31 protein-coding genes are annotated in these 26,632 nt (G+C 39.8%); 13 read left to right on the forward strand and 18 right to left on the reverse strand.

Features of this window, described 5'->3' with window-relative positions; translation table 11 throughout:
* The first annotated feature begins 230 nt into the window (after window positions 1-230).
* The gene (gene metJ / locus ABXG98_RS11530; RefSeq protein WP_353538827.1) at window positions 231-560 is read left to right on the forward strand and encodes a met regulon transcriptional regulator MetJ; all 330 of its coding nucleotides are present in this window, start codon (window positions 231-233) and stop codon (window positions 558-560) included.
* 78 nt (window positions 561-638) lie between these two features.
* On the opposite strand, the gene hemE is transcribed toward metJ, so the two are convergent.
* Window positions 639-1,706, reverse strand: a complete 1,068-nt coding sequence (hemE, locus tag ABXG98_RS11535) for a uroporphyrinogen decarboxylase (RefSeq protein WP_353538828.1) — start codon at window positions 1,704-1,706, stop codon at window positions 639-641.
* Between the two features lie 610 nt (window positions 1,707-2,316).
* Window positions 2,317-2,706 (reverse strand): hypothetical protein, encoded by a 390-nt coding sequence (locus ABXG98_RS11540; RefSeq protein WP_353538829.1) that lies wholly within the window; start codon window positions 2,704-2,706, stop codon window positions 2,317-2,319.
* A 235-nt stretch (window positions 2,707-2,941) separates the two neighbouring features.
* On the opposite strand from ABXG98_RS11540, the gene ABXG98_RS11545 reads away from it, so the two are divergent.
* The 3 genes from ABXG98_RS11545 to ABXG98_RS11555 all read left to right on the forward strand — a co-directional run bounded on the left by ABXG98_RS11545 (window position 2,942) and on the right by ABXG98_RS11555 (window position 4,858).
* Window positions 2,942-3,418: an acyl-CoA thioesterase gene (locus tag ABXG98_RS11545; RefSeq protein ID WP_353538890.1), complete on the forward strand. Its 477-nt coding sequence runs from the start codon at window positions 2,942-2,944 to the stop codon at window positions 3,416-3,418.
* 12 nt (window positions 3,419-3,430) lie between these two features.
* Complete coding sequence (locus tag ABXG98_RS11550) at window positions 3,431-4,312, forward strand: S1/P1 nuclease (RefSeq protein WP_353538830.1); 882 nt, start codon at window positions 3,431-3,433, stop codon at window positions 4,310-4,312.
* Between the two features lie 99 nt (window positions 4,313-4,411).
* A complete protein-coding gene (locus ABXG98_RS11555) occupies window positions 4,412-4,858 on the forward strand; it encodes a phosphate-starvation-inducible PsiE family protein (protein WP_353538831.1) in 447 nt (148 codons plus the stop codon).
* A gap of 28 nt (window positions 4,859-4,886) precedes the next feature.
* Here ABXG98_RS11555 and ABXG98_RS11560 read toward each other — a convergent pair whose 3' ends face one another.
* Window positions 4,887-6,113, reverse strand: coding sequence for a glycosyltransferase family 4 protein (locus tag ABXG98_RS11560; protein WP_353538832.1), 1,227 nt, complete (start codon window positions 6,111-6,113; stop codon window positions 4,887-4,889).
* Between the two features lie 122 nt (window positions 6,114-6,235).
* Window positions 6,236-7,006, reverse strand: coding sequence for an FKBP-type peptidyl-prolyl cis-trans isomerase (locus ABXG98_RS11565; protein ID WP_353538833.1), 771 nt, complete (start codon window positions 7,004-7,006; stop codon window positions 6,236-6,238).
* A gap of 126 nt (window positions 7,007-7,132) precedes the next feature.
* Here ABXG98_RS11565 and ABXG98_RS11570 point away from each other — a divergent pair, with 126 nt between their 5' ends.
* The 3 genes from ABXG98_RS11570 (at window position 7,133) to ABXG98_RS11580 (ending at window position 8,746) form a co-directional block, all read left to right on the forward strand.
* Window positions 7,133-8,155, forward strand: a complete 1,023-nt coding sequence (locus ABXG98_RS11570) for a WD40 repeat domain-containing protein (protein ID WP_353538834.1) — start codon at window positions 7,133-7,135, stop codon at window positions 8,153-8,155.
* A 31-nt stretch (window positions 8,156-8,186) separates the two neighbouring features.
* Complete coding sequence (locus tag ABXG98_RS11575) at window positions 8,187-8,429, forward strand: SlyX family protein (protein ID WP_353538835.1); 243 nt, start codon at window positions 8,187-8,189, stop codon at window positions 8,427-8,429.
* Between the two features lie 158 nt (window positions 8,430-8,587).
* On the forward strand, window positions 8,588-8,746 hold the full coding sequence (locus tag ABXG98_RS11580; protein WP_353538836.1) for a DUF3012 domain-containing protein: 159 nt from the start codon (window positions 8,588-8,590) through the stop codon (window positions 8,744-8,746).
* Window positions 8,747-8,863: 117 nt separating this feature from the next.
* Here ABXG98_RS11580 and ABXG98_RS11585 read toward each other — a convergent pair whose 3' ends face one another.
* A complete protein-coding gene (locus ABXG98_RS11585; protein WP_353538837.1) occupies window positions 8,864-9,070 on the reverse strand; it encodes a YheV family putative zinc ribbon protein in 207 nt (68 codons plus the stop codon).
* A 144-nt stretch (window positions 9,071-9,214) separates the two neighbouring features.
* Between ABXG98_RS11585 and ABXG98_RS11590 the strand changes: the two genes are divergently transcribed.
* The 5 genes from ABXG98_RS11590 to ABXG98_RS11610 all read left to right on the forward strand — a co-directional run bounded on the left by ABXG98_RS11590 (window position 9,215) and on the right by ABXG98_RS11610 (window position 13,368).
* Entirely contained in the window at window positions 9,215-11,140 is a 1,926-nt protein-coding gene (locus tag ABXG98_RS11590) for an ATP-binding cassette domain-containing protein (protein ID WP_353538838.1), read from the forward strand.
* A gap of 49 nt (window positions 11,141-11,189) precedes the next feature.
* A complete protein-coding gene (locus ABXG98_RS11595) occupies window positions 11,190-11,924 on the forward strand; it encodes a tetratricopeptide repeat protein (RefSeq protein ID WP_353538839.1) in 735 nt (244 codons plus the stop codon).
* A 64-nt stretch (window positions 11,925-11,988) separates the two neighbouring features.
* Window positions 11,989-12,117, forward strand: coding sequence for a hypothetical protein (locus tag ABXG98_RS11600; RefSeq protein ID WP_353538840.1), 129 nt, complete (start codon window positions 11,989-11,991; stop codon window positions 12,115-12,117).
* A 256-nt stretch (window positions 12,118-12,373) separates the two neighbouring features.
* Window positions 12,374-12,607, forward strand: a complete 234-nt coding sequence (locus tag ABXG98_RS11605; RefSeq protein WP_353538841.1) for a YheU family protein — start codon at window positions 12,374-12,376, stop codon at window positions 12,605-12,607.
* Between the two features lie 50 nt (window positions 12,608-12,657).
* The gene (locus ABXG98_RS11610) at window positions 12,658-13,368 is read left to right on the forward strand and encodes a 2OG-Fe(II) oxygenase (RefSeq protein WP_353538842.1); all 711 of its coding nucleotides are present in this window, start codon (window positions 12,658-12,660) and stop codon (window positions 13,366-13,368) included.
* A 5-nt stretch (window positions 13,369-13,373) separates the two neighbouring features.
* Here ABXG98_RS11610 and cysQ read toward each other — a convergent pair whose 3' ends face one another.
* Window positions 13,374-14,228 (reverse strand): 3'(2'),5'-bisphosphate nucleotidase CysQ, encoded by an 855-nt coding sequence (gene cysQ, locus ABXG98_RS11615; protein ID WP_353538843.1) that lies wholly within the window; start codon window positions 14,226-14,228, stop codon window positions 13,374-13,376.
* Window positions 14,229-14,233: 5 nt separating this feature from the next.
* A complete protein-coding gene (gene nudE / locus ABXG98_RS11620; RefSeq protein WP_353538844.1) occupies window positions 14,234-14,806 on the reverse strand; it encodes an ADP compounds hydrolase NudE in 573 nt (190 codons plus the stop codon).
* Between the two features lie 67 nt (window positions 14,807-14,873).
* On the opposite strand from nudE, the gene yrfG reads away from it, so the two are divergent.
* Window positions 14,874-15,554, forward strand: coding sequence for a GMP/IMP nucleotidase (yrfG, locus tag ABXG98_RS11625; protein ID WP_353538845.1), 681 nt, complete (start codon window positions 14,874-14,876; stop codon window positions 15,552-15,554).
* A 24-nt stretch (window positions 15,555-15,578) separates the two neighbouring features.
* On the opposite strand, the gene ABXG98_RS11630 is transcribed toward yrfG, so the two are convergent.
* The 11 genes from ABXG98_RS11630 to gspD form a co-directional block, all read right to left on the reverse strand.
* A complete protein-coding gene (locus ABXG98_RS11630; RefSeq protein WP_353538846.1) occupies window positions 15,579-16,331 on the reverse strand; it encodes a type II secretion system protein N in 753 nt (250 codons plus the stop codon).
* A 45-nt stretch (window positions 16,332-16,376) separates the two neighbouring features.
* Window positions 16,377-16,862, reverse strand: coding sequence for a type II secretion system protein M (locus ABXG98_RS11635; RefSeq protein WP_353538847.1), 486 nt, complete (start codon window positions 16,860-16,862; stop codon window positions 16,377-16,379).
* The gene (gspL, locus tag ABXG98_RS11640; RefSeq protein ID WP_353538848.1) at window positions 16,862-18,160 is read right to left on the reverse strand and encodes a type II secretion system protein GspL; all 1,299 of its coding nucleotides are present in this window, start codon (window positions 18,158-18,160) and stop codon (window positions 16,862-16,864) included. Before gspL ends, ABXG98_RS11635 begins: the two co-directional genes overlap by 1 nt.
* Window positions 18,160-19,200, reverse strand: coding sequence for a type II secretion system minor pseudopilin GspK (gspK, locus tag ABXG98_RS11645; protein ID WP_353538849.1), 1,041 nt, complete (start codon window positions 19,198-19,200; stop codon window positions 18,160-18,162). Before gspK ends, gspL begins: the two co-directional genes overlap by 1 nt.
* Window positions 19,197-19,868 (reverse strand): type II secretion system minor pseudopilin GspJ, encoded by a 672-nt coding sequence (gene gspJ, locus ABXG98_RS11650; RefSeq protein ID WP_353538850.1) that lies wholly within the window; start codon window positions 19,866-19,868, stop codon window positions 19,197-19,199. Before gspJ ends, gspK begins: the two co-directional genes overlap by 4 nt.
* Window positions 19,868-20,278: a type II secretion system minor pseudopilin GspI gene (gene gspI, locus ABXG98_RS11655; protein ID WP_353538851.1), complete on the reverse strand. Its 411-nt coding sequence runs from the start codon at window positions 20,276-20,278 to the stop codon at window positions 19,868-19,870. The genes gspJ and gspI overlap by 1 nt, the downstream gene beginning before the upstream one ends.
* Window positions 20,271-20,903: a type II secretion system minor pseudopilin GspH gene (gene gspH / locus ABXG98_RS11660; protein WP_353538891.1), complete on the reverse strand. Its 633-nt coding sequence runs from the start codon at window positions 20,901-20,903 to the stop codon at window positions 20,271-20,273. The genes gspI and gspH overlap by 8 nt, the downstream gene beginning before the upstream one ends.
* A gap of 149 nt (window positions 20,904-21,052) precedes the next feature.
* Window positions 21,053-21,493: a type II secretion system major pseudopilin GspG gene (gene gspG / locus ABXG98_RS11665; RefSeq protein ID WP_353538852.1), complete on the reverse strand. Its 441-nt coding sequence runs from the start codon at window positions 21,491-21,493 to the stop codon at window positions 21,053-21,055.
* Between the two features lie 49 nt (window positions 21,494-21,542).
* Complete coding sequence (gene gspF / locus ABXG98_RS11670; RefSeq protein WP_353538853.1) at window positions 21,543-22,778, reverse strand: type II secretion system inner membrane protein GspF; 1,236 nt, start codon at window positions 22,776-22,778, stop codon at window positions 21,543-21,545.
* A 6-nt stretch (window positions 22,779-22,784) separates the two neighbouring features.
* Window positions 22,785-24,365, reverse strand: a complete 1,581-nt coding sequence (gene gspE, locus ABXG98_RS11675; protein ID WP_353538854.1) for a type II secretion system ATPase GspE — start codon at window positions 24,363-24,365, stop codon at window positions 22,785-22,787.
* Entirely contained in the window at window positions 24,365-26,518 is a 2,154-nt protein-coding gene (gene gspD / locus ABXG98_RS11680) for a type II secretion system secretin GspD (protein ID WP_353538855.1), read from the reverse strand. Before gspD ends, gspE begins: the two co-directional genes overlap by 1 nt.
* Window positions 26,519-26,632 lie beyond the last annotated feature (114 nt).

Raw genomic sequence — 26,632 nt, forward strand, 5'->3', positions numbered from 1 at the left:
TTCATTACAGTAGTAATAAAGTGGTTAAACTATTTGGATGTTTGGACGTCTATAACTCTAAACGGTTTGCTTATTTAGGTCAAGATATTTTAGACATCTAAACTTCTACTTGACTGAATTGCTGCATCCAGTAAAATCTATCTTATAACAATTTAAAATAGTGCATCACCTTGTACGCATTATTTACCAAAACAATTACTTAAAACAGATATTAAAACAGAGGAATTTGCATGGCTCAGTGGAATGACGAATATATTAATCCCTATGCCGAACACGGTAAAAAAAGCGAGCAAGTAAAAAAAATTACGGTATCAATTCCTTTGCGTGTATTAAAAGTGTTAACCGATGAACGTACTAGACGCCAAGTCAATAACCTACGTCATGCAACTAACAGTGAATTATTGTGCGAAGCGTTTTTACATGCTTTTACTGGCCAACCTTTACCTGACGATGAAGATCTGGCCAAAGATAATGATGAAAAATTACCAGCAAGTGTTCGTCGCATTCTTGAAGAAAAAGGCGTTACAGACTTTAGTGCTTATGAAGTAGATGAGGACTAAAGTTAACCACAACACATAAAAAAAGCCGTTAACATTGGCGTGTTAACGGCTTTTCTGATTTTTGGGTATAGCTTTAATTTACAAGTGGTATGGTTTACTTAAACGATGCACTGATTCAATAAAGTGACCCGCATGTTCAGGATTCACATCAGGGTGAATACCATGTCCTAAGTTAAATACATGGCCAGTACCGCCCTCACCAAATCCAGCTAATATTTTTGCTACTTCTTGTTCTATGCGAGGTAAAGGTGCATACAACATTGAGGGATCCATATTTCCTTGTAACGCTACTTTATCACCAACACGTGCTTTGGCATTTTCAATATCAATGGTCCAGTCAAGGCCTACTGCATCACAACCAGTAGCGGCAATATCTTCTAGCCACATGCCACCATTTTTAGTAAATAAGGTCACCGGCACTTGACGACCATCAGCATGACGCGTTAAGCCATCAACAATTTTTGCCATATATTGCAACGAAAAATCTTTATAATCGCGTGGCGATAATACCCCGCCCCAAGTATCAAATACCATCACCGACTGGGCACCAGCAGCAATTTGTCCATTTAAGTAAGTGATAACAGAGTCGGCTAACTTATCTAATAACAAGTGCAAACTCTGTGGGTCAGAAAACATCATTTTTTTGATTTTAGTAAAGGCTTTAGAGCTGCCCCCTTCAATCATATAGGTGGCTAAGGTCCATGGACTACCAGAAAACCCAATTAACGGTACTGAGCCGTTAAGTTCTTTACGAATGGTACGTACAGCATTCATCACATAACCCAGTTCATCTTCTGGATCAGGAATAGCGATTTTTTCAATATCGGCTTTACAAGTGATCGGGTTGGTAAACTTAGGGCCTTCACCTGTTTCAAAATACAAACCTAAGCCCATGGCGTCAGGAATGGTGAGTATATCGCTAAATAAAATAGCCGCATCTAATTTAAAACGACGTAATGGCTGAATGGTCACTTCGCAAGCAAATTCAGCATTACGACACAGCGACATAAAGTCTCCTGCGGTTGCTCTTAGTTCACGGTACTCAGGCAAATAACGTCCTGCTTGTCTCATCATCCAAACGGGCGTGTAATCTACTGGTTGCTTTAACAGCGCACGTAAATAATTATCATTTTTTAATTCTGTCACCAATAAACCCTCTAAATATAGCTATTAACTGTTTGCCCGCATTGAAATTAACCATTAATTGCGACAACGAACAAATTATGGCGGACATTCTAGCATTTGCTGTATTTTGAATCTATGCGCCAAATCAATTCCTTTTGCTCTAACTCATCTAGAGCAAGGTAAAAGATCATAGCTCGGATAGATGCCCAAGTGGTAATTGTTACCACAATCTAAAAAAATATTTCAACTTTGTTACATTTCATCTGAAAAGATGATTTTACTAACAATCAGTAACTTAGCTAACAGCCCTGCGCGTATTAGGCTTTATACGAAAGAAATCGTCGAGTTTATGCTCTATTAAAGTTGTTGCAGCAGCGAAAATGCTTTGTTATAAAATACCAGCACAAGCAAAGAAGCACCGATTAATAATAAAAATACTTCTAAATTCCAATAATAAGAATCTTGATTAACAAGACCATAAAGCGAGCATTTCAAGCCTTTCTCTTTGAGAAAGGCTTTTTTATTGCTATTGATTTATTATTCATTAATGGCAAGTAGTTATTTGTGCTTGATTCTAGGATTAACGAGTTTAAAAGATGAGAAGAACTTAATAAAAATAAGGTTTTGGGGATTATTTTTTGTAAACACCAACACTGGCTAACCACTCATATGCTTGCGCTATATCTTCACAGAACTGTGTTTCAACATTGGTAAGCACTTCATGGCTTGATTCCATTAAACTTCTTTGGATAGATAAACTGCAAATCACCACTTCAAATTTTTGGTTGTTTTGATTACCCCATTCATTTAATTCATCTATTTTTTCCCACATATCTGGGGTAGATAATTCCCAGCAAGACATGTCAACCAAACATCCCCAAGGTTTGTCACTAATTTGTTGTGCATGCTCTTTATACTCTTTACACAGTCTAGTCACAGTTTCTGTATTCCAAGCATCAAAACATTTAACAACCAAAGTTTGATGAATAACTTCTAGGGTAAAAGAGCCGTGTTCGTTCATATTATTTCTTCCACCAAATAAAAAAGCCCGACGGGGTAAACACCAATAAACTAAAACCAGACCACTTGCTGACTTCAATGCTAATTGTAGCCCTGTTTGAAGTCTATCGCCTCAAGTAGAACCAAGGAATAGCATATACCACTGCAAGGTGAGTATATACAATAAAGTAAAAGTATTTGCTAATCATGTATTAACCAGATAAATTTCATTTAACAATAAACCTAGAGAATAAATGATGAATAACCCACAGCGGGATGTAACCCTGAGATTTTTAGCTGAACCACAAGACGTTAATTTTGGCGGTAAAGTTCATGGTGGTGCAGTAATGAAATGGATTGATTTAGCCGCTTATGCGTGCGCTGCAGGCTGGAGCGGGCGTTATTGTGTAACCGCTTATGCTGGAGGTATACGTTTTGTTGCACCCATTCATGTTGGCAGCTTAGTTGAAGTAGAAGCAAAGGTGATCTACACAGGAAAATCATCAATGCATATCGCTTTAGAGGTCAATGCCTGTGACCCTAAATCATTGAATCGCAGATTAACAACGCACTGTATTGTGATCATGGTTGCTGTCGATCAAAACGGTCAATCTGAACGAGTACCGCAGTGGGTGCCACAAACCGATATTGATAAACAGCAACACGCCAGCGCGGTAAAATTAATGGATATGCGCAAACAAATTGGCGAAGAAATGCAAATTTTTGTTGAGTAGTGAGGGCTTAAAATGAAATATCTAATCTTTACGCTACTGTTTTTCGCCCTGATGTTAAGCAAGCCTAGCTATGCCTTAGGTAAATTGGGTCATCAAATTATTTGCCAACTCACCTTTGAACACCTATCTGAGAACCAACAGAACAAAATAACCAAGCTGCTCAATACCATGCCTAAAATGCACCGTGAGTTAGTTAATAGTTATAATTATCAAAAGCCTGACGCCGAAGTAACCTTTGCCAATGCTTGTACTTGGGCTGATGCTGTTAAACGTATTGAAAGTTATAAAAAATATAGTGCTTGGCATTATATGAATGTATCGCGTGAACATAGTACGATTAAGAAAGATGACTGTACACAAAACTGTCTTCCCGAGGCGATTTTGCATCATCAATTTATTCTCGCTAAAAACAAGCATAAAAATAAACTCACTTGGCAACACGCACAAGCGCTGCTTTTTTTAGGGCATTGGCTCGGTGATATTCATCAACCGTTACACATCAGTTTTGCTGACGACCTTGGCGGCAACAAGGTCAAGTTTTCTCATCTTGAAACTAAATGCAGCAACTTACATTGGTACTGGGATCAATGTATATTATATCGAGGCAAGCACAGTAAAACCAAATGGCTATCAACATTAAATGCGCAATGGAATCAACAATCTCAACCACCATGGCGTACCGCGCAAGTGTGGCAATGGGCCGACGAGTCATTCCAGTTAGCAAAACAAGCAAGTTTTAACTACTGTCAGTTAAATAAGCAACAGCGCTGTGAACAACCCAAAAGTAAAATAAAACTTCCGCCTGATTATCTAACACACTATCAACCCGTAATGGAGCAAAGGTTACTGCAAGGTGCGCAACGATTAACTCAATTACTAGCAGCAGTATTATAATATCTGAGCAAGGCTTGGCTATATTGCTATGTCAAAAATATCGAAAGCAAATATTATGCATATCAGTATTGTTAACATATAAAAGTAGGAAACTATCTAATGAGTAAACATATAGATAAAGCGGTTTCACTAGTTCATTCATCAAAAAAGTGGATGTCTTTTATTGTGCTTGTTCTAATGACCATAATTGTTGCAATAGCGATAGTTGAGCTTGGTATCATTCTATATTTAGATATATTCGACCCTACTGACGATGTGCTTTTTCTTGAAATTGATGAGCTGTTTAAAGTATTTGGTTTCTTTTTTATCATTTTAATCGGCTTTGAGCTGGTAGAAACAGTAGAAATGTATTTCAAAGACAACGTGATACATGCTGAAGTGGTGTTGTTAGTGGCCGTAATAGCGGTTTCTCGCAAAGTAATTTTGCTCGATTTAGAAAAATATGATCCCTTAGCCATAGTGGGTTTAGGTATTATTATCGTCGCACTAGGCGCTTGTTACTGGCTGATAAAGCACAGTGCTAAGAAAAACCCTAGGAACAGATAGCATCATCACTTACTAAGGCTTGGTTTTGTTACTTATTCTTAGCTTCAATCCATTGTGACATATATTTGGTGCTTTTGTGATGATGGTGATTAAGCATGCTACCGATGAAGTTATTTTGTCGGTGCGTGGTTAAGTCACCTAATAATGTTGTTAACCTTGCCGAAAATTTTAAAAAATGGCTGCGTTTTTCAAATAACAACTGAGCATTTTGCTGACCTAATTCACTCGCTCGTTGCCATAACTGATGATCTTGATAAAGCGTTACTGCGGCATCGGCAAGTGCTTGAGCGTCTTCAGCAATGGCTCCAGACCACCCTAGCTGAGTTTGCATACCTTCAGCACCTACCGCTGTGGTCACCGAAGGGGTCGCACATAACATCGCTTGTGCTAGCTTGCCTTTAATACCAGCACCAAAACGAAGTGGCGCTAAGCAAACACGTGCATTTTGCATCGCACTCGCCGCATCATCAACCCAACCTTTCACTAAAAATCCATTTTGTTGGTCATGCAACGCTGTCGCTTTAGGTGGAGGATATGCACCATAAATGAACAGTTCGGCTTTAGGTAATTGTTTGCGGATCAATGGCCAAACTTGTTGATTCAACCATAATACTGAATCCCAATTAGGGGGATGACGAAAATTACCTATAGAAATAAATCCTGCCCGTTGCTCATAACTAGGATTGCTTTGCGCTAGCTCATGGGAATCAAAAACAAAAGGAAGATAATGCAATAGCCTTGCATCAACGTTAAAAAGTCGAGTTAATAACTCGATTTCTTTAGGTGAAATCATCAAGGTGAGATCACAGCGAAAAATTGCCGCCACTTCTCGTTTCGCCAAATCAGAGCGAAGTAAATCAGTTTCATCCATAACTTGGTTTTTTTTATAAGCATTATGTCTTGCATGACGTAAACAAAATAAGTCTTCTGTATCTAAAATTCTTAATGCCTGCGGACAATGCTCGCTAACCCGCCAACCAAATTGCTCTTCCATCATAAAACGGTCAAACATCACTACATTAGGCTGTAGTGACTGTATAAAGCTATCAAAGCTTGAGCAATTGAGTTTTATGTCAACACAGGCATCAACTAGCTGATTAAGCTCTGCCATGTGATCTGTACGTTGCGCAGGGCTAGCAAAAGTAATTTGATAACCTTGTTGCTGAAAAAACTGCATCAACTGTAACATTCTACTGCCTGCTGCAGAAGAATTTGGCTCAGGCCATACATAACCAATAATGAGCAATGTTTTCATAAATGACCTCAACGGATAGAGCAAAGATATTAAAAAAGCCACCAGCAATATATTACTGATGGCTTTACTCGTATAAGCTATGTTTTATAGCTTAATTGGAAACACTAACAAACAAGCAAAAATTACTTAGCTGCTTGATCACCTACTTGAGGTGCTGCTTCACTTTTTTGAATTTCTAATAATTCAATTTCAAACTCTAATACTGAGTTACCCGGAATACGTGGTGGGTTACCATTAGGTCCATAAGCTAAATCTGATGGAATAGTAAATTTATACTTAGAGCCAACAGACATCAATTGTACGCCTTCCGTCCAACCTTTAATTACTCGATTTAACGGGAATACAGCTGGCTCACCACGATCATATGAACTATCAAAAGTTTCTCCGTTCAAAAAAGTACCTTTATAATGTACTTTAACGGTATCAGTTGCAGCTGGCTTATCACCTTCGCTTGCGGTAAGTACTGAATATTGAATGCCCGATTCAGTAACCATTACACCTTCTTTTTTAGCATTATCGGCTAAGAATTTTTGACCTTCGGCAAGACTTGCTTCAGATGCTTTAGCCGCCATTTCTTGTTGCTTAGCTTTCATGGTTTTATCTAAGTTAGTCAACAATGCTTGAATTTCTTCTTTTTCAATCAATGATTTGTCATTAATGCTATCAACAAAACCACGTACAATTAACTCTTTATCTAAAGCTAAACCTAGTTTGTCATGCTCAGCTAAATTACGTTGCATGTACATGCCAATTGATGCACCTAATCCGTACGCTTGTTTTTGTATTTCAGCTTCTAATACTGGGGCTTTTACTTCTTCTTTTTTAGCGCCTTCTTGACAACCAGCAACAGCAAATAAAGCAACAGCAATTAAAGTGGGTTTAAAAAATTTCATTTATTTCTCCGTTAAAACATCACAATTGGAGAATCCCCCAATCCATCTATCATTTTTGTTTTTTGTTCAACAATTTAAAAAAACGCCTTATACTAACTAGAAATGCGCAAATAAAAAAGACCTAATATGTTGCTTAATTTTACAAGCCTTAAAAAACAACCATTAACTATGTTAAAAACAGCATTAATCATGGCTCTCTGCGCCTTATTTTTACAGGCTTGCACACCTTCTTCAAGTAAACCCCTACAACGTTATCAACATTCTATTGAAGGCAGCTACGCAGGTGACATTTCTGATGATGGTAAATGGAGCGTCATTTCATCTATTCATCATGGCATTAGTGTTTGGGATCTTGAAAAAAACGCACTTGTGTATCAATGGTCTCAACAGCAAAATAGCAGTGACAATTTAGTGTTAGCGATTGATATTAGCCATACTAATAGCCACGCCATGACGGCCAGTCGTGAAAACTTTGCCCTGTGGAATATGAAAACGGGCCAGTCTGAAGGGTACTGGAAGGTGAGAGAATCTAATATTCGTGATATCGCCATCAGTAATAATGGTGATTACTTACTTATTGGCAAAGGCAATGGTACTGTGGTTCATGTTAGTGTTGATACAGGCAGGCGGTTAGAGTTTTTAGGGCATAAAGAAAAAATTAATACGGTTGATATGATGCCTAACGGCAGAGTTGCAATGTCGGGTGGCAATGATTTTATTGCTTATGTGTGGGATACCGAAACTGGTCAAGTCGTGTATCAATTTAATCATACCAGTAGAGTCTCTAAAGTCGCATTAGATAGTCTAGGCCGGTTTGCTTTTTCCGCTGACAGCATGAAATCAGCCCATGTTTGGGATCTTAAAACTGGTAAACTATTGACAACCTTACAAGGCACCAAACGCCATGAAGTATTTAGCACAGTGCGCTTTTCTCCCGATGGCAAAACTTTAGTCACTGGCGCAGCTAGCAGTAAAGTAAGTGTATGGGATATTGCTAATGGCAAACGTATAGCAAGTTGGCATGTTACACCAAAAGAAGCAAATCGCCCCACCGGAGCGGTTGTATATAGTATCGCTTTTAGCGATAATAACACCCTACTAACCGAAAGTTCATCGGGGTATGCTGAGCGTTGGGCTATTCCATTTTAACGGCTAACGCCTTAACGAGTGAAATTACTGAATGACAAGCAATAAGCAAGACGAAACTTACATTAACCTAATTGAAGAACGCATTAATGCGTTAGAGTCACGTAACCTTTTTCAGGATGATGTAATTGAGCAACTTAGTGAAGAGTTGGCCGTTCACCAGACGCTTATTTCTGAGCTGAAAGAGCAAATACAGTTGGTGGCAAACCGACTCAAAGATGCTGGCAGTGTCTCTGCTAGCAAAGATGAAGTTGAACCACCTCCGCCCCATTATTAGCCATCTCATTAATTGGCGTTTTTACGCCAACCTAGTCTTGTTAAAACCGCTCACTTAACTTTAACATCAGTGGCAATAAAATTAATCATAGTTTCAAGATCATAATTGTGTTTATATTGTTTAGTAAAATTTAATTGGGTTAAATCAGAGGAGTTTTTATGAAAAAATTTATTGGGGTTGTTATTGTTGGCATGTTACTCGCTGGCTGTGCACCTAAAATTGGTAGCGAAGAATGGTGTAATGCAATGAAAGAAAAGCCAAAAGGTGATTGGACCGCGACAGAAGCAAAAGATTTTACCAAACACTGTATTTTCTAAAAATAGCAAAGCGCTATCACTGAAATATCCTGCCAATAGTTAATCTGATAACTATTGGCATTTTAAACCATTAACTTCCTATCAAACCGCTTTCAGACTATCTAATAATTCGCTGGTTTATTCTTGTTTAAACACCCCAATCACTTGTTCATGTTGGCGTACTGCTTGTTCTATTTGTGGTTCACTTTGGGTCATTTGCTCACCACAGCTAACGCAGGTCACTTTTTCTACACCATCTTCTTTGGTTAATGCCATAGTATCTTGTGCTTTGCATTTGGGACAAATAGCCCCTGCTATAAATCTTTTTTTCTGCTGTTGTGCCATTTGACGGTGCTCTACTAAGTGAAATAAGTCTCGATATTCGCTATTTTAACTTGAATAGGCCCCCTAAGAAAAGCGACAATAGCGGGGTATTGTTTTCGCCTACCGCTATATTTGATTTACTTACTTGTTTTTAAGGAATAACCATTGATCATCGCCACTGATTTAAGCTTAGACAGAGGGGCAAAAAACCTGATCACCGCCTCAAGTTTTACTATCCACCCAAATCATAAGGTCGGTTTGGTTGGCAGTAATGGCTGTGGTAAATCATCCCTCTTTGCGGCATTACTTGGTGAATTATCACCAGATTCAGGCGATTTAAACTTACCCAGCAGTTGGTCTATCGCCACCGTTAAACAAGAAACACCGTCACTGGAACAGTCAGCGCTTGATTATGTCATGGATGGTGACAAAGAGTTTCGTCAACTTGAACAGCAATTAACCCAAGCACGACTTGACCATGATGGTAACTTAGAAGCGATTCTCATTAATAAAATTGACACTATTCAGGGTTATAGTCTCCCCGCTCGCGCAGGTGAGTTACTCCATGGTTTAGGCTTTTTACAACATCAATTAACCAACCCAGTGAAAGACTTTTCTGGTGGTTGGCGAATGCGTTTAAACTTAGCGCAAGCCTTGATAAGCCGAGCAGAGTTATTATTACTTGATGAACCCACTAACCATTTAGACCTAGACGCTGTTATTTGGCTACAACGCTGGCTTAAACGCTTTACCGGTACCTTAGTACTTATTTCTCATGACCGTGATTTTCTAGATACGGTGATTGGACAAATTTTACATATTGAACACCAACGCGCCAAATTATATAGCGGCAATTACACCGCCTTCGAACGGCAACGCGCCGAGCACTTAGCCCAACAAGAAGTTCAATATCAAAAGCAACAAAAAGAAGCGGCACACTTAACCGCATTTGTTGACAGGTTTCGCGCAAAAGCGAGTAAAGCTAAACAAGCACAAAGCCGATTAAAACGCTTAGAGAAGTTACCCAATTTAGCGCCGGCGCATGTCGACAGTCAATTTACCTTTAGCTTTGAACCGCCAGAAAGCCTACCTTATCCGTTATTATCGCTCACCGAGAGTCAATGTGGCTATAACAATGACACCATCATATTAAATGAGGTTGGTTTAACCTTAGTACCCGGAAGTCGCATCGGTTTACTAGGACGCAATGGTGCAGGTAAATCAACCCTGATCAAATCTCTGGCCGGAGAAATCGCCTTGCTTAATGGCGAGCGTTATTGCGCCCAAGAATTAACCATTGGTTACTTTTCACAACACCAATTAGAGCAATTACATAGTGGCTCTAGTCCTGTTGATCATATTCTTCGCACTAAGCCACAACTAGGCGAGCCTCAAGCAAGAAGCTTTTTAGGTAAGTTCGGTTTTAGTGGCGATCAAGCATTAGAAGCAGTCAACAATATGTCAGGTGGAGAGAAAGCCCGATTAGTGCTAGCCTTAATTGTTTTAGAAAAACCTCAACTGCTGCTACTAGATGAGCCAACCAACCATTTAGATTTAGAAATGCGCCAAGCCTTAGTTATGGCGTTACAAGATTTTGGTGGCGCCATTATATTGATTGCTCATGATCGGTTTCTATTAGAATCATGTGTTGATGAATTCTATTTGGTAGCAAATGGCTGTGTTAGTGATTTTAGTGGTGATATAGATGATTACCAGCAGTGGCTTAATGATGACAAAAAACAGAGCCAGTCAAACTCTAAAAGTGCAAATAACCCAAGCGATAGCAATCTTGTAGAAAAAGGCCTAGACAAAAAACAATTACGTCAACAGCAAGCTGAACTGCGCAAACAATCAGCACCACTTCGTAAAGAGGCTGATAAGCTAGAGAAAAAGATCCAACAATGGCAAGCACAATTAGCACAAGTTGAAACCTTACTAAGTGATAGTGATATTTATCAAGGTGAACGTAAAGCGGAATTAACCACTCAGTTAAAGCTGCAAGCAACCTTAAAAGACGCTATTGAAGAAAATGAAATGCTCTGGTTAGAGTTAGCCGAACAAATTGAAGACATCATGGCATCAAGCAATTAATTTTTGGTCTACACTGTAATAAGTATCATGATAAAGAAAAGAGAACATTATGCGAACTAAACTAATATCACTCATTTTTTTACTACTGAGTAGCTTTCCTGTGCTTAGTAGCGATCTTGAACTGGGTATTTACCAGCTAAATCGTGGTGAATTTCATGCTGCTATTGAACAGTTTCGTCCTTTAGTAGCTGAAGGTTATGCACCTGCCCAGTATCAAATGGCTGTTGTTTATCAAAAAGGTTATGGTGTTGCTAAAGACGGCATGAAAGCATTAGCACTTTTTGAGTTAGCCGCTAATCAAAACTATTCTGATGCTCAATTTGAACTGGCACTCATTTATAGCGAAGGTAAGCTCGTTAAACAGGATCTAAAAAAAGCCTATGAGCTAACCCATAAGGCGGCAAAAAAAGGCTTAGCGAGTGCACAGTTTAATCTAGCCGTTATGCTTGCTAATGGCACCGGCGTTGCTCAAGATGACTTCAAAGCATCGCGGTGGTATCAAAATGCTGCCGATCAAAATTACGCGTTAGCGCAATATAATCTGGCCTTACTTTACAGTGAAGGAAAAGGCGTAGCAAAAAGCCATGAAATGTCACTAGTTTGGAATACCATCGCCAGTTGGAATGGTTATCCTGATGCCGATAAAAGCCGGTTAATTGATGAGCAAGCCCTCTCTAAAGCTAAAATAGAAGTCGCCTTAGAGAAAGCCAATCGTATTTATAGTAAAATTTTAGAACAAGAAAAAATTAAAGCAGAAATGGCTAAAAAGAATGGCTTGTATTGATCTAAATCATTCTCGTAAATATTCTGACTTCTTATACTGGTTATATTAAAAAAAGGAGTCTGTCATGAACTTATTTTCTATGTTGATTAATGATCCAGTTGTTATGTTTTCTTTTGGTGGATTAGCCATTATGTTAGGGATATGTACTTACTATGTTTATTATTTTATTAAGCATATCAAAGAAGGCGCTTAACCTTAACATTTTAGCCTTTTTAAAGACCAACATACTTAACCTTGCTTAGTGGCTAACTCTTAGCCACTTGCAGCCCCTTACTTCAAAAAAATCACTAAATGTTTCATCGTTTAGGCGTCAAACGATCCCAGAAAACTTGTATTGAACCACCACGATAGATTGACTTTTCAGTCATAAATATATCTACTTGACTTAATACCAACAAAGAAAGCGAGCCCCCTATTTTTAAGGCTCATTTAATCCCAAATAAGAAACTATGATTATTCCAATAGACCAATTAAGCCAAGATACCTTAACCGCCATAATAAAAGAATTTATTTTAAGAGAAGGCACAGACTATGGTGCTGTTGACGTTTCTGAAGCAGAAAAAATCACCCAAATACAACAACAATTACAACTTGGTAGCGCTGTTTTAGTTTATTCTGAGCTACATGAAAGCGTAAATATCTTACCTAAAGACCAATTTACTCAAAACGGTTTGCCAGAGTAAGTGCACACTTAAAACAAATACCCATAACTAAAAAAATAAGGTATACCCCAATGGACAACTTCATTATTGAATTTAAAAATGCGTTCAAGCCAGAATATTGCCAGCAATTAATCAAGAAATTTGAGCACAGTCAAAATAAAAAAATAGGACGCACCGGCTCGGGTGTTGATAAAACCAAAAAAGACAGCCTAGACTTATACCTTGCTAATGAACCTGACTGGCAAACAGAACGTAATACCATCGCTCAAACAGTACTCAAAGCGACAGTTGAATACGCTAAAATGTATCCTTTCATTTTAACAGGGGCAGTTTCTCCTTCTATTCAAGATCCTAGCTCTGGAAAGTTAAAGCCATTGAGTTTTGAAGATACCCGTCAAATGAATGATGCCCAAATAGAGCAACTGGTTTCTTATATTTATACTATTGACGATATTAACATGCAACGTTACACCAAAGGTCAAGGCGGTTATCACCATTGGCATTCAGAACACTTTCCCCACCCTACTGATCCCAGCCAACGTTCATTGCACCGAGTATTGTTATTCTTAGTTTACTTAAATGATATAGAAGAAGGTGGTGAGACTGAGTTTTTTTACCAGCAAGCCAAAATCAAACCCACTCAAGGGAGTATCGTACTCGCACCGTGTACCTTTACTCATACTCACCGAGGAAGCATACCCAAATCATCGGATAAATACGTACTCGCCTCTTGGATAATGTTCAATAACGCTGACAAATTATATGCTCAAGCGACACAGTAGTTAACTCAATTATCGTAAACTTTCCGGTGAGCTTTAATGACTTGTTGCCAAGGAATATCTTGATTGCCTAAACTAAGAAAATCAGGGTTTAATAGGCTCTCTCTTTTATTGTAACTTAAGGGGTTAAATTCACTGTTGATAATGGTGCCTCCTGCTTGTTCTAAAATGCACTGGCTAGCGCCCGTGTCCCACTCACCAGTTACGCCAACTCGCAAATAACAATCTGCGCCCCCTTCGGCAATCAAGCAGTTTTTTAATGAGCAGCTTCCTAACGCTACATAATCGAAATCATAAGCTTTATTTAAATATTGTCCCATTAGATCTAGCTGTTGACGTCGACTTATGGCGACTTTTATAGCACGGTTTTGTTGGTATTGTGCCACTTGAATTTGACGGCTGGATTGACTTGGGATGTACGGTTCGTTGGCATTGGCATGACATTCTTTGAAAGCGCCTAAGTTATTTTGTGCGTAGTAGGTTAAATGGTGATCTGGGGCATGTATAACCCCAATACTTGGCCAACCATTATCAATTAGCGCTATGTTAACCGCGAAATCACCACTGCCTATGATAAACTCTCCCGTGCCATCAATTGGGTCAAGTAGCCAATATTTTTGCCAATGTGCCCGCTTTTCTAAAGGGACAGTACCGACTTCTTCAGAAATAATTGGGATATCAGGCGTTAACGTTTTCAATTGATCCATCAAGATGTCATTCGCAGCTATATCGGCACTCGTTACCGGACTATCATCGGCTTTTAGTTCAGAAGAAAAGTTTTGATTTTGGTAATACTTCATTACCTCAACACCGGCTTTTCTTGCACTTTCAACGGCTATGTTTAATAACTTTTCATCAGACATGCTACTCATTCCTGATTGGCTAACTGGCTTGGGGATAAATGGTCAATCAATAACATCAGCGCCGCGATACTACGCGCTTCTTGGAAGTCAGGCTGTTGCAATAACGCTTGGTATTCTTTAATAGGCCATGGTACTACTTCTAGTGGCTCAGGCTCATCGCCTTCAAGCTTAGATGAATACAAATCACTGGCAATAAATATATCCATTTTGGCGTTAAAAAAGGCGGGTGCCATCATCACTTGAGAAAGGTGATGAAACTGATTAGCCCCGTAAAAAATCTCTTCTTGTAACTCTCTATTGGCTGCTTGTTCAGGTAATTCACCTGAATCTATAAGCCCTTTTGGAAAACCTAATTCATAACTGTGGGTGCCTGCACAATATTCACGCACTAGCAAAAGGGTGTGCTCATCAAGCATTGGTACAATCATGACAGCGCCGTTGCCAGCACCGACCATACGTTCATATTGCCGCTCTACACCATTACTAAAGGTTAATGCGAGTTGCTCAATAGTAAACAATCGGCTGTTAGCCACTTGTTTTTGACCATTAATTTTAGGTAATTGATTTTTCCCTGTCATAAGCTTGCATATTTCATTCTACATAACGTTATAATGACACGATAATCATCATTTATGGAACCTCTAAATGCTCAATTGGTCAGAAATTTCTACCGTGTTACTCGATATGGACGGTACTATTTTAGATTTACACTTCGACACCCATTTTTGGCTGGAACATTTTCCGGTGCGCTATAGTCAACAACATAACATAAGCGTTGCAGAAGCCAGAGCAAAGCTTGTAGGCCACTATCATGAGATTGCAGGCAGTATTGAGTGGTATTGTTTAGATTATTGGAGTGAATTTACTGCTATGCCAATTGCTGAAATCAAGCGTGAAGTGCAACATTTGATTCAGTTACGCGAAGATGCTGACGAGTTTTTAACAGCACTCAAGCAAAGCGGTAGAGCAGTCATTTTAGTGACTAACGCGCACCCTGATGCATTATCATTAAAAATAGAACGCACCCAATTAGACAAGTATTTTGATGAGCTTTATTCAACCCATGAATTTGGCGCAGTAAAAGAATCACAAATATTGTGGCAGAAGTTACAAGCCAAACAAGGATTTGAGTTAGACAAGACATTATTTGTTGATGACAGTTTACCCGTGCTTCGCTCTGCACAAAAATATGGCATTAAACATATATTAGCGGTAGAAAACCCTGATAGTCAAAAGCCAGCAAATTCGTTTACTGACTTCCAGTCAATTTCAGATTATCGACTATTGACCCAGGATATTTTAGCTAACCCGATAAGCAATGAGTAGAAGAAAGCGCCTAAAGCATAACCATTAGAAATATAAACGGTAGCGCCCTTGACTATCTTTTTTCCCTAAAAAAGGTAATACATCGTTAAGGGCTCGAGGAAATTTAGCCCCTGGTTTTAAATAGCCATTACCTGACATTTTGCCATTTGGTCGCATCAAGGCGTTAAATGTCAAACCGAGATCATTATTGGGTAATATATTCAGTGACAAAGCCCCTTTTTCACAAGCAATATCTGCCTGTAAATTTCCTAGTTTAACCTTTTGCTCTAGGGCTTCAACTCCAGCTTTTGTCCATTGTGCTGTACCATTCACCGCACTACACCGAGACCCTTTACTCAAATCAAATTCGGCATTAGCCAAGTTCAGCTCAACGTCGCCTTGCGCTGTTATAGGTAAAGGTAACGGCAGTTTTTGCGCTATGTTATTGGCCTTAACCACAGCGTTCAACTGGCTAATTTTGGCTTTTTGCTGCGACAGGGTCAAGGTAAATTCCCCCTCAGGCCCAGCAACAAATGAATCACCAAAAGTAATTGCCAACTGAGGCTTCAGGGTAAATAACGACCAAAAACTCAACTGAGCATTAAGGCTTTTAATAGCGATGTTATCAACAATAAGCTGCTCGACATCTGTTTGCCAAATCGTACCCGTCACCCCATAAACACCGATATTTTTCGGGAGCTTAACTTGCTTTAACAACACGGTTGTTGGTAAGGTTGCGATTAAAAAAACGATATAACTTAGTATAAAAATGCCACCAATGTAGAACTGTTTTTTCATTTATTATCTCTGCTGAAATGCTTAATTATTTTAAAAATAGCGGGTTTATAGCTTAGTGAACTGCAATCGACGAACACGAACTTCGCCCGGGTTATCACCTTGGGTTAAGTCTATCGCTTGAACTTCTATGCCATCATTGTTGGCTAAACCTTCTAACCACACCAATAACTGGTTAAACGGCGCACTATCAATCCATACTTGTAGACTATCACCTTGTGGCTGTAAACGGGTAATCGTCAATTGTTGTTGTTCTGCAGTACGATTGACAATACTTGATAAACTACCTCGGCTTTTACTGCCACCGGTGCTTGTTTTCAACCCTTGATAACGTGCAGTATTTTCACTCACCCATGTCAGTAATGCTTGACGATTAGCCAAGGTTTTCTCGGTTTTCGCTAAATTGTCATTGAGCGGCACCCATATCAGACTATAGAGAAAAAACACCGACACACAGACACCCGAGATAAGCACTAAACGCTGTTCTCGTATATTCAGACCATGCCACCATGCTTTTATTGATGCTAAGTTCATTATGAGCCTTTCCTGTTAGTTTGCTTGTTACTGATACTAAAAGAGCCGGTAACTTTTTCACCTTGGTTATTTTGTGCCCCTTGTTTTACGGCAAAATTAGCGGAGTTAAGCGCACCTTTAAAGCGTTCAAAATGCTGATAATCGTCGGCAATAGCCTGTAAACGTAACTCTTGTCTATTACCATCAAACTTTAACGATTCAGGTTTTAATGCAGGTACTTTGGCAAAAGCGGGCTGAATTTTTTCCATCATGGTTAAAAAGCCTACGTGTTCGCTAGTGCCGCCAAGCTGTGATATTTTTCGGCTCAACTGCGATTTAATTGTCCCAATCCGTACTCTTTTCGCTTGCGGAAACACCTGCTGATAACGCTTGATAATTTGCGCTTCAACTTGTGCTTGTTGCGAAGATAGTTGCCATAACTTTGCACTTTTATACCCAACATTTAATAGCAAAGCACATGCTGCAAAGCCAGCCACCCACAACCAATTACTGACATTTTTTGAGCGGCGTTCAGTAATTTTAAACTCACCTTGTAGCAAGTTAAACTTAGTGTGCTGCCTTTGTTGTGCAAGTAACGCTAGTGGCAACTCTTCTTGTTCCATAACCACAGTAAAACCTTCAGGCGACGAAGCTTGGTCACAAAAAGGTAATGCTGAATAGGCGTTAATAACAATGTCATCTGCTGACGCTGTTTTACTGTCTTTATCTGACGTTGATAACCCTTGAGTTAACACAAACTGCCAAGCACTGCTATCAAGTGTGCCACCCTGCCACTCACCTTGGCGGACAATTATTTGAGTCTCATGAGTTTGAACATTGTCTGGTTCAAGCGCAATAGCACTCCATTGCCCTGCTACATAAGGCATTGCTAGGGTATCAGGTAACATGGTTTTTGTATCAATGCTCGCTGCCGAGAGCCACGCTTGCCATAATTGCATTTGTGCCCGCTCAATCACAGCAACAAAACAGTTTTTATCGTCAATCTGAGCAATATCAGCATAAGCAAAAAACAACTCATCAACATCTTGTGCTAGTTCATCTTCAAGCATGTAAGGCACAGCAGAGCGCATAGCGCGCTGTGATTTTGTTGGAACCGTTAACCGCTTCAACAGTACATCTGCGCCAGGCACAAACACTTTCACTTCACGTTGTTGGGCTTTTTCTGTTAAGTCATTTAACTGCTCTGCATGGCCTAATTTACCACTAGCAATGATTTCTTGCTCAACTGAGCTAAATATCAACCAAGAGATTTCATCTTGAGCTTGACTACCTAGGCGTATGTATAAAATTTCGGCCATTAATTGCGTCCTACGGTGCGACTGATCACATCAATTTTGTTGTTGTTGGTTACTTTCATTATCGAGTTCATCGCAAAAAAACTGTTATTAAAGTTTGCGCTAGCTTTTAGTGTAAAGTATTCGCTATCAACTACAAACTGATCTTTTTTGTCATTAAAGTTTTTAAGCTGTACTACCTCGGGTAAATTATAAAAGTCTTCAATAGTTGCAAAACCTTTTTCTCCCCTGGCATTTAATATATCTTGTGCAACATCGAGTGTTGAACCTAATAACGCTTGTAATAATTCCGGCTGCTCTTCATCAAGCGTGTTAATGTTTACTTGGTGCATATCCGTCGCTGGAATAACACAGACATATGGCGTTATTGCCTCAATAATTTTCGGGGTAAAATGTTCAACCACTCTTAACTCATTAACACTCGCTAGATAATAATTTGCCGCTAGATAAGGAAATTCTCGCGATGCGTAATCATTGTCTTCTGCACCACCAGCACTGCTGATTGTGCTATCACCATCAAGAAAATCAGTGAGGGCATCAGCCATAGATTCGGCTTCAAATTGACTGACATTATCGAGTTGTAAATTCATCAACAATGCTTCAAAGGCAAGCCGCGCTGGTACTTTTTTGGCGTCCTCTCGGTTACGTCTGTTACCGCCATCACTCCCTTGTTTACTTTTCAGCGGAGCGCGCAATGCATTAAGGTTTAAACAGCTTTGCAAATCTGTTATCTCCCCCGATATTTCACCAAAATCAACAGGGAAGGTGGTTTCACCTTGTGCCCAAACCTGTCCTAAATGAGTGGTTTTAGCATCCTTTTGAAATGCCGAAATCAGTACTCTCTTGGTAAACGCTTCAGCGCCCATTGCATACCAATATGCTTGCTGATTAAAAATAATGTTGGCACTACGTTGCATTTGTATTTGTAATCGTGCAGTCATTTGACTGGCAATAACCGCACATAAGGCAACAATTAACATTACCGTGATTAAGGCAACACCTTTTTGCTTCATGGCTATGTGTTTGGCTTTAAAAAAAATCACCTGCTTGCACCTGCGCCCTTACTTAGTGATTCTCCACTTCCAGCCACTAGAAACTGACGACGAATAACGCCATAATCTTTGGTATTTACTTCAATGGCAATGGCGCTAGGTAGCGTATTACTCGGCCATATCTCTTGCCATTTTTTACCATCATAATATTCAAAGTTTAATTCGGTAACGTCACTGATCAATGGTCGTACTTTTGGCTCTTCGCCCACCACAGAATCAACAAAATTATAATGTAAACGTTGCAAGGTTTCGTCGGTTAAACGATAAGCCACTGCTTGCATATCACTACGCGGAAGCAACAAACCGGGGTTAGTCCAACCGTGGCGCACAAAAGCAATCGCTTGCTCTTGTGATGAAAAACTATCACTGGCACTTTGTATTAAGCGCTCGCTTGGCGCTTCACCATTAAGGCGCATACTTCGACGTGCAATTTGAGTAAGATCTCTTTCAATAAGAATAAAAGCTCGTTGTAGTTCATTTTGTCTTTCGCTCTGTTTTTTTGCGCTGGCATCACCTTTTAAAACAGAATCAAATATAGTGAAACTGGCAAGGCTAATCAGTGAGAAAATAGCAATGGCAATCAGTACCTCTAACAAGGTAAAACCTTTATTGCATGGCTTGCAAAATGCCTGTCTGTTGCTTTCGTTAGCGCTCAACATTATTTTTCCGTCTTAGAAACATAAGTAGTTAAACTGGCCACCGCTAATTCGTCATCTAGATTAAGTCTTACTTCCATTACGATAGCACGCATATCATTATTGGTAGTTTTCATCACTTTTTGTTGCCAAAACCAAGGTCTGCCTGCTAACTCTACTTCGCCTTTGGCATTGTTTTTTGGCGGCCATGTGTCGACTAAACTCGCCGATACCAGCTGGTTAGAGGCTACCCAGTTGGCAAACATTTTTGTCTCAAGATGCCCCATATTACGCGCATTGTTACTAGATGCCCCCAATAATGCCAAACCAGCAATTGAAAACACCGCCATAGCTAGCATGACCTCAATCAAAGTAAAACCACGCAAGTTGGCTACGCTAGTATTGCGTTTTTTAAAGGTTAAACCACTAATCATCGAGTGTGGGTCCTTCAACGGTTAACGGTATGCTGTATATCCCGGTAACACGATACGCAAGTAACGATAATTCTTCGTACCTTAGTGAATTTTCATCAAATTTAAAGGTTAGGCTAAAAGGAGTAATATCACCTCCAGAAAGAATATAGACTTGTGGGATTAGCAGCTTCTCTTGCTCGCTTTGTTTCTCTCTTTCTATGGCATCAAATGAAAGGTACTCTTCGTCTTGCTCTTTAAATGTTGAGGAGTCGAACAGCAGAGGCTCTTCAATGGGCAAATCATCTAAGCGCAGTTTTAACACCATGTTTTCTGGTAATTCTTTTCCTGCTAGCCAATCTTGCTCTGATAATTCACTCCACTTAACACCATCATAACCTAAAAAACGGTAACTGTTTTCATCAACATATAAGCCCAATTCAATGTTGTTGAGCAAGCCATAACTGGCTGCGCTTTCAAATAACTGCGCAAATTGGTAACTTTCTTTTTGCAAGCTGTCTTCAGGACGCTTGCCTGAAAAGTTAAACTGCACACTTGAAATAATTAAACCAATGAGTGCAATCACCACTAACACTTCAAGTAAAGTGAAGCCGTTAATTTTGCTTGTTGATTGGTACTGGCTTTGCATGCTGTTCACTATACTCTCTGATCTTAAGCTAACGTAAGATTCCCCTTTAAGCTGTAGCGTTCAATTGACAGAAAAAGCACGAAGTTGACGTCAGTCAATGCGTACTTTTGCCACCTAAATTGGGTTTTACAGCAACAAGGTGAACTTTACTATTGGTAGTCGCCTAAATTCCAATTACCAATATCATCTTCAGTGCCAACTTCACCATCAGGACCTGAACTAAACACATCCATTTTACCATTTTCACCTGGATTCAATAAAATATAATCATTTCCCCAAGGGTCTTGAGGTAAACGCTTTACATAACCTTCATCAGGAAAACGACGCGGTAACGGCTCAATATCAGTTTGAGTCGTTAAGGCTTCTAAGCCTTGCTCAGTAGTTGGATAGTCGTTATTGTCTAACCGATACATGCTAAGAGAATTTTCTAAAGCGGTAACATCTTGCACCGCTTTTTGTAATTTAGCGGTATCTTGGCTGCCCATTAAGTTAGGCACAACCACACTCAACATCATACCTATGATAACGATAACCACCATCACTTCGAGTAGAGTAAAACCTTGCATACTTTTGTGTGTATTTTTAACCATAATACTTCCTAACAACTAATTAACTTAAATTTGATTTTGTAGAGCGGCATTAGCCGCCTACAAAGGTGTTTAATTTCAATATTGGCTCAAGTATCGCCATAACAATAAATAATACGACTCCCGCCATCACTACCATTAATGCTGGCTCAAATGCCTTTAACGATATATTCACTAAGGCTTCAAATTCCTTGTCTTGGTTGTCTGCCGCTCGGCCTAGCATTTGTTCTAATTGACCACTTTTCTCGCCACTTGCAATCATGTGCAACATCATTGGCGGAAATAGTTTTGTTTGCTCCAAAGACAAACGTAAGCTAGAACCTTCTCGCACTTTATCAGCCGCAAGTCGCACTTGTTGTTTAATGTATAAATTGTCCAGTACTTCACCTGAAATCTTCATACTTTCCAATAAAGGCACCGCACTCGCTGATAAAATACTTAATGTTCTTGCAAAGCGAGCGGTATTAAGACCTTTAGCAACTTTGCCAATACCGGGTAATTCAATAACCCTCTGATGAAAAGCCATCTCAAATTTTGGTTTTTTCAATAATTCAGTAAACAACAACATGATTGCCGCAATGACTAACACAATATGCAAGCCATAGTTTTGCAAAAATTCGCTACTAGCGATAAGTAATTTAGTAGAGCCGGGTAAGTTTGCCCCCATATGCTCAAACTGGCCGACAATTTGTGGTACTACCTTAGTAAGCAAAATAGCGATAACGCCAATCGCTACAACTGTCATAATCACCGGATATACGAGGGCTTGAATCAATTGTGACCGCATTTGTTCACGTTGTTCGGTATAATCTGCTAGCCTGTTTAATACTTTATCTAAGTGGCCTGATTTTTCACCCGCAGCTACCATGGCGCGATATAAACGGTTAAATACTTTAGGGAATTCCGCCATACTTTCGGCCAATCCGTAACCTTCAGTAACCTTGGTGCGCACTCCCATAATCATACTTTTAATACGATTTTTTTCACCTTGCTCAGCGACCGCCATTAAAGATTCTTCCAAGGGCAAACCTGACTCAACCAATGTCGCTAGTTGACGGGTAATCAAAGCTAATTCTGCCGGTGTTACTTTACCCTTATCTTTGCGGTTTCCCGGTTTCCCTGCTTTACCTGAAGCTGATTTTTTGTTGCCAAGGGTGGGCGCGACTTCAATTGGCATTAAACCTTGCTCGCGCAATAACGCCCGTGCTTGTCTTGGCGTATCGCCTTCAATAACGCCTTTTTTTGTTTTGCCTTTACTATCTACGGCTTGGTAATCAAATGCTGCCATGGGTTATTAATCTTCTCGCGTTACACGCAATACTTCTTCTAAGGTTGTGACTCCTGCCATGACCTTGTCAAAGCCATCTCGACGAATGGAGGCGGAGTGTTGGCGAATGTACTTCTCGATAGCTTGTTCACCATGACCATTGTGAATAAGTTCGCGTATTGCATCATCAACGATAAGCAATTCGTGAATACCCGTACGACCACGATAGCCTTTAAAGTTACACTCACTGCAACCTTTAGCGCGATATATTTTTTGTTGGTTGTCAAATAGATCATTGGTGGATAAACCCAGTAATGCGCATTCTTCTTCATCAGGCAAGTGACTTTCACGACAATGAGGACAAAGAGTTCGCACTAATCGTTGGGCAAGCACACCAAGCAAACTTGATGACAGTAAAAATGGCTCAACGCCCATATCTTCCATACGAGTAATAGCGCCCGCAGCGGTATTAGTATGCAAGGTTGATAAAACCAAGTGCCCGGTTAAACTGGCTTGCACGGCGATTTGCGCCGTTTCTAGATCTCGAATCTCACCGACCATAACCACATCTGGATCTTGACGTAAAATCGCGCGTAAACCACGAGCAAAGGTCATATCAACTTTGGTGTTGACTTGTGTTTGACCTATGCCTTCGATGGCAAATTCAATGGGATCTTCAACCGTTAAAATATTACGTTCTTTTTCATCAATCTGGGTTAAGCCAGCATACAAGGTTGTACTTTTACCTGAACCAGTAGGCCCAGTAACTAATATAATACCATGAGGTTTTTCAATGACTTGGCTAAAAGCATGACGATTGCTATCAGTCATCCCTAATTCTTCAAGATCGAGCTGCGCTGCATTTTTATCAAGTAAACGTAACACCACGCGTTCACCATGCCCTGTTGGCATAGTTGAAACCCGAACATCCACCGCACGGCCACCAATACGTAATGAAATTCGGCCATCTTGTGGGATGCGTTTTTCGGCAATATCGAGTTTAGCCATGACTTTAATACGTGACACTAATAATGAGGCAAGTTTACGATTGGGTTTAAGCACCTCGCGTAAAACACCATCGACACGAAAGCGTATTTGCAGTGCATTTTCAAAGGTTTCAATATGAATATCACTGGCATTTTCTTTAATGGCCTCGCTCAGCATTGCATTGATAAGCTTGATAATAGGCGCATCGTCTTCGTTTTCTAATAAGTCTTCACTTTCTGTCATTTCATCAGCAAGCGAGTACAAGTCAACTTCGTTACCAATATCTTCCATCATTTGCTGCGCTTCTGATGAGTCACGTTGATACGCTTCAGTGAGCAACAATTCAAATGAAGCAACATCTTGCACGTCAAATCTAAACGGTGCTTTGATGATGCGACGTACTTCTAATACGCTTTCTAGGTTAATATCAGCTAAACAATGCAAGACATAACCAGACTCATCTTTACTTAGCAATACACTGTAGCGTTTGGCAAAGGCAAATGGTAACCGCCAAGCGACAGCAGCATCTTCGCTGTCATCAAGGGCGTCTAACCCTTCTGTTTCTAGGGCGTCAACTTGTTCTTCAGCTAATTCAGTCGCTTCTTTAATTTCCTCAAGCATTAGTCAATCTTCTCTTGTAAAGACGTTTGGTCAATTAGAGTTTGCGTAGCAGCGCCTGCTTTCTTGGCTTTTATTGACTCTTGATAATCATCAAACGTAGGAGGCAATACTAATTTATCATTCCACTGAGGTAAAATAGGCAAGTTCTCATCACTCATTAGCGATAAGCCTTCCTCTTGCTTTCGCAACTGTTCCGCACGTATAAAATTGTATTTCTCTTTGGCCATATTATCCATGGTCGAAGCATCGGTGATAATGGTTGGGCGAAGGAAAACCATTAAATTACGCTTGCGGGTACTAGTTGCCGTTGATTTAAATAAATGTCCAAGCAGTGGAATATCGCCAAGTAGCGGTACTTTTTGCACACTTTCTTGTACGTCTTCGTCAATCAAGCCACCTAAAATAACAGTTTGACCGCTTTCAATCATCACGGTAGTTTTAATTTCACGCTTATTAATAGAAATATCAACGCCGGTAGCGCCACTCACTGAAGACACTTCCTGTTCAATGGTTAATTGCACACCGTCACCTTCATTGATTTGTGGTTTAACTAACAGCTTAATACCCACCTCTTGACGCTCGACAGTTTGAAAAGGATTAGCGTTATTACTGCCGGTTTGCGAGCCAGTAATAATAGGCACTTCTGCACCAACTAAAAAGTAAGCCTCTTCGTTATCTAAGGTAGTAATGCTAGGCGTTGCTAAAATATTAGAATCGGTATCACTACTGACCGCTTGTACAATCGCGCCCCAATCATTTTTCATGATACCAAACATGCCGCCACTGACGCTGCCTAACACTTGCGCTAATAAGGTATAGTCACCTTCGGTATCGTTCTGGTAAAAGCCTTCTTTAATCAGTACGTTATCACTATTATATTCGGCGGGTACATAATCACCCTTCTTTGATTGAGCTGCTTCTGCCGCGCCAGCAATTGATGATATCGGCGCAGTACCATTATTAAACTGGGTAAAGCCACCTTGCTCGCTGTACCACTGTACACCAAGCTGCGCACCATCGGTTTCAAATACTTCAACAATAATAGCTTCTATATGCACCTGTGCCCGAGGCACATCAAGTTGACGAATAACCTCTTCTAACGAGCGCATCATATCTGGCTGACCGGTAATAACTAGAGTATTGGTCGACTCATGTGCCTCAATGCTGGTGTCGGTTTTTGATTTAGTCTTAGCTCTTGTATTGGCCGTTCCTTCTGAGGCAATGGTTTTACTTACCCCTTGAAGTACTTTAACCAGATCTTGGGCTTTTGAATATTTAAGATAATAAACCCGAGTATTACCGCTGGTTTCTAACTCACTGTCTAAACGTTTAATTAAGTGTACAACCCGTTCACGTGCTTGTGATTCACCACTAACAATAACGCTATTACTGCGATCATCTGCCACAAGTTTTGGAATTAGAAATTCTGCTTCTCTTGCTTTGCCACTAGTAGGCTTGTTCATTGATTCAATGATACGAACCATCTCACCGGCTGATGCGTATTTCAATTTTATAATTTCTACCGCTTGGTCGCCCGCGCGATCAACACGTTCAATAATTTTAACTAAACGATTTACCGTGGCAGCTGTACCAGTAAGCATAATGACGTTAGCCGGATCATAGTTAGTCACATTGCCGCCACCAGCTTGATCTGACAATTGACGTAACAAGGGTACTAATTCACGCACCGTTACATTTTTTACTTCAACAATACGGGTGACCATCTCGTCGCCAACAATGTTGCCATCACTGTCGATAACCGGGATAGAGGAAGTTTTAGCATCTTTATTACGGATAATTTTAATAATATTATTATCCATTGGTACAGCAGAGAATCCATAGACGTCTAATACATTTAAGAAAAATTGATAATACTGCTCTTCTGACAATAAATCATAACTACGGACATTAACTTTACCACGTACATTCGGGTCAACAATCATGGTTTTTTTCAGGTTTTTACCCACAATAGTCACAAACTCAACAATTTCTGTATCTTTGAAACTAGGCGAGTATTGTGCAGCACTGGCTTGTCCAACGGCAAAAATACCACCAAAGGTAAAAGCTGTTATCAAAACTATGCTCAATTGCTTGAGTTGCTTAAACTTGCGGATAAAGTGCTTAACCACAAATGCGTTTAAGATGGTGCTCATGAAAAATTCCTTATTGCTGTTTTACTGATGCGTTGAATTCTCATTCAAAGCATAATGTCTATAATAGGGTTAACGTTTAGTTGCTTGTTTTGCGTCAATGGTTTAATTACTTTG

This window comes from Colwellia sp. KU-HH00111 (genome assembly GCF_040362745.1).
In the GTDB taxonomy this organism is placed as follows: Bacteria; Pseudomonadota; Gammaproteobacteria; order Enterobacterales; family Alteromonadaceae; genus Colwellia.

What these genes read in the sequence shown, in the direction of transcription:
- ABXG98_RS11560 (WP_353538832.1), bottom strand. Translation starts at nt 6,113, where the DNA reads ATGAAAACATTGCTCATTATTGGTTATGTATGGCCTGAGCCAAATTCT.
- cysQ (WP_353538843.1), bottom strand. Translation starts at nt 14,228, where the DNA reads ATGTCTGATGAAAAGTTATTAAACATAGCCGTTGAAAGTGCAAGAAAA.
- ABXG98_RS11580 (WP_353538836.1), top strand. Translation starts at nt 8,588, where the DNA reads ATGAAAAAATTTATTGGGGTTGTTATTGTTGGCATGTTACTCGCTGGC.
- yrfG (WP_353538845.1), top strand. Translation starts at nt 14,874, where the DNA reads ATGCTCAATTGGTCAGAAATTTCTACCGTGTTACTCGATATGGACGGT.
- ABXG98_RS11550 (WP_353538830.1), top strand. Translation starts at nt 3,431, where the DNA reads ATGAAATATCTAATCTTTACGCTACTGTTTTTCGCCCTGATGTTAAGC.
- gspH (WP_353538891.1), bottom strand. Translation starts at nt 20,903, where the DNA reads ATGCAAAGCCAGTACCAATCAACAAGCAAAATTAACGGCTTCACTTTA.
- ABXG98_RS11575 (WP_353538835.1), top strand. Translation starts at nt 8,187, where the DNA reads ATGACAAGCAATAAGCAAGACGAAACTTACATTAACCTAATTGAAGAA.
- metJ (WP_353538827.1), top strand. Translation starts at nt 231, where the DNA reads ATGGCTCAGTGGAATGACGAATATATTAATCCCTATGCCGAACACGGT.
- ABXG98_RS11570 (WP_353538834.1), top strand. Translation starts at nt 7,133, where the DNA reads ATGTTGCTTAATTTTACAAGCCTTAAAAAACAACCATTAACTATGTTA.
- ABXG98_RS11635 (WP_353538847.1), bottom strand. Translation starts at nt 16,862, where the DNA reads ATGAACTTAGCATCAATAAAAGCATGGTGGCATGGTCTGAATATACGA.
- gspG (WP_353538852.1), bottom strand. Translation starts at nt 21,493, where the DNA reads ATGGTTAAAAATACACACAAAAGTATGCAAGGTTTTACTCTACTCGAA.
- ABXG98_RS11545 (WP_353538890.1), top strand. Translation starts at nt 2,942, where the DNA reads ATGAATAACCCACAGCGGGATGTAACCCTGAGATTTTTAGCTGAACCA.
- gspE (WP_353538854.1), bottom strand. Translation starts at nt 24,365, where the DNA reads ATGCTTGAGGAAATTAAAGAAGCGACTGAATTAGCTGAAGAACAAGTT.
- ABXG98_RS11585 (WP_353538837.1), bottom strand. Translation starts at nt 9,070, where the DNA reads ATGGCACAACAGCAGAAAAAAAGATTTATAGCAGGGGCTATTTGTCCC.
- ABXG98_RS11565 (WP_353538833.1), bottom strand. Translation starts at nt 7,006, where the DNA reads ATGAAATTTTTTAAACCCACTTTAATTGCTGTTGCTTTATTTGCTGTT.
- ABXG98_RS11555 (WP_353538831.1), top strand. Translation starts at nt 4,412, where the DNA reads ATGAGTAAACATATAGATAAAGCGGTTTCACTAGTTCATTCATCAAAA.
- ABXG98_RS11610 (WP_353538842.1), top strand. Translation starts at nt 12,658, where the DNA reads ATGGACAACTTCATTATTGAATTTAAAAATGCGTTCAAGCCAGAATAT.
- ABXG98_RS11630 (WP_353538846.1), bottom strand. Translation starts at nt 16,331, where the DNA reads ATGAAAAAACAGTTCTACATTGGTGGCATTTTTATACTAAGTTATATC.
- ABXG98_RS11605 (WP_353538841.1), top strand. Translation starts at nt 12,374, where the DNA reads ATGATTATTCCAATAGACCAATTAAGCCAAGATACCTTAACCGCCATA.
- ABXG98_RS11540 (WP_353538829.1), bottom strand. Translation starts at nt 2,706, where the DNA reads ATGAACGAACACGGCTCTTTTACCCTAGAAGTTATTCATCAAACTTTG.
- nudE (WP_353538844.1), bottom strand. Translation starts at nt 14,806, where the DNA reads ATGACAGGGAAAAATCAATTACCTAAAATTAATGGTCAAAAACAAGTG.
- gspL (WP_353538848.1), bottom strand. Translation starts at nt 18,160, where the DNA reads ATGGCCGAAATTTTATACATACGCCTAGGTAGTCAAGCTCAAGATGAA.
- ABXG98_RS11600 (WP_353538840.1), top strand. Translation starts at nt 11,989, where the DNA reads ATGAACTTATTTTCTATGTTGATTAATGATCCAGTTGTTATGTTTTCT.
- gspJ (WP_353538850.1), bottom strand. Translation starts at nt 19,868, where the DNA reads ATGTTGAGCGCTAACGAAAGCAACAGACAGGCATTTTGCAAGCCATGC.
- gspF (WP_353538853.1), bottom strand. Translation starts at nt 22,778, where the DNA reads ATGGCAGCATTTGATTACCAAGCCGTAGATAGTAAAGGCAAAACAAAA.
- gspI (WP_353538851.1), bottom strand. Translation starts at nt 20,278, where the DNA reads ATGATTAGTGGTTTAACCTTTAAAAAACGCAATACTAGCGTAGCCAAC.
- gspD (WP_353538855.1), bottom strand. Translation starts at nt 26,518, where the DNA reads ATGAGCACCATCTTAAACGCATTTGTGGTTAAGCACTTTATCCGCAAG.
- ABXG98_RS11595 (WP_353538839.1), top strand. Translation starts at nt 11,190, where the DNA reads ATGCGAACTAAACTAATATCACTCATTTTTTTACTACTGAGTAGCTTT.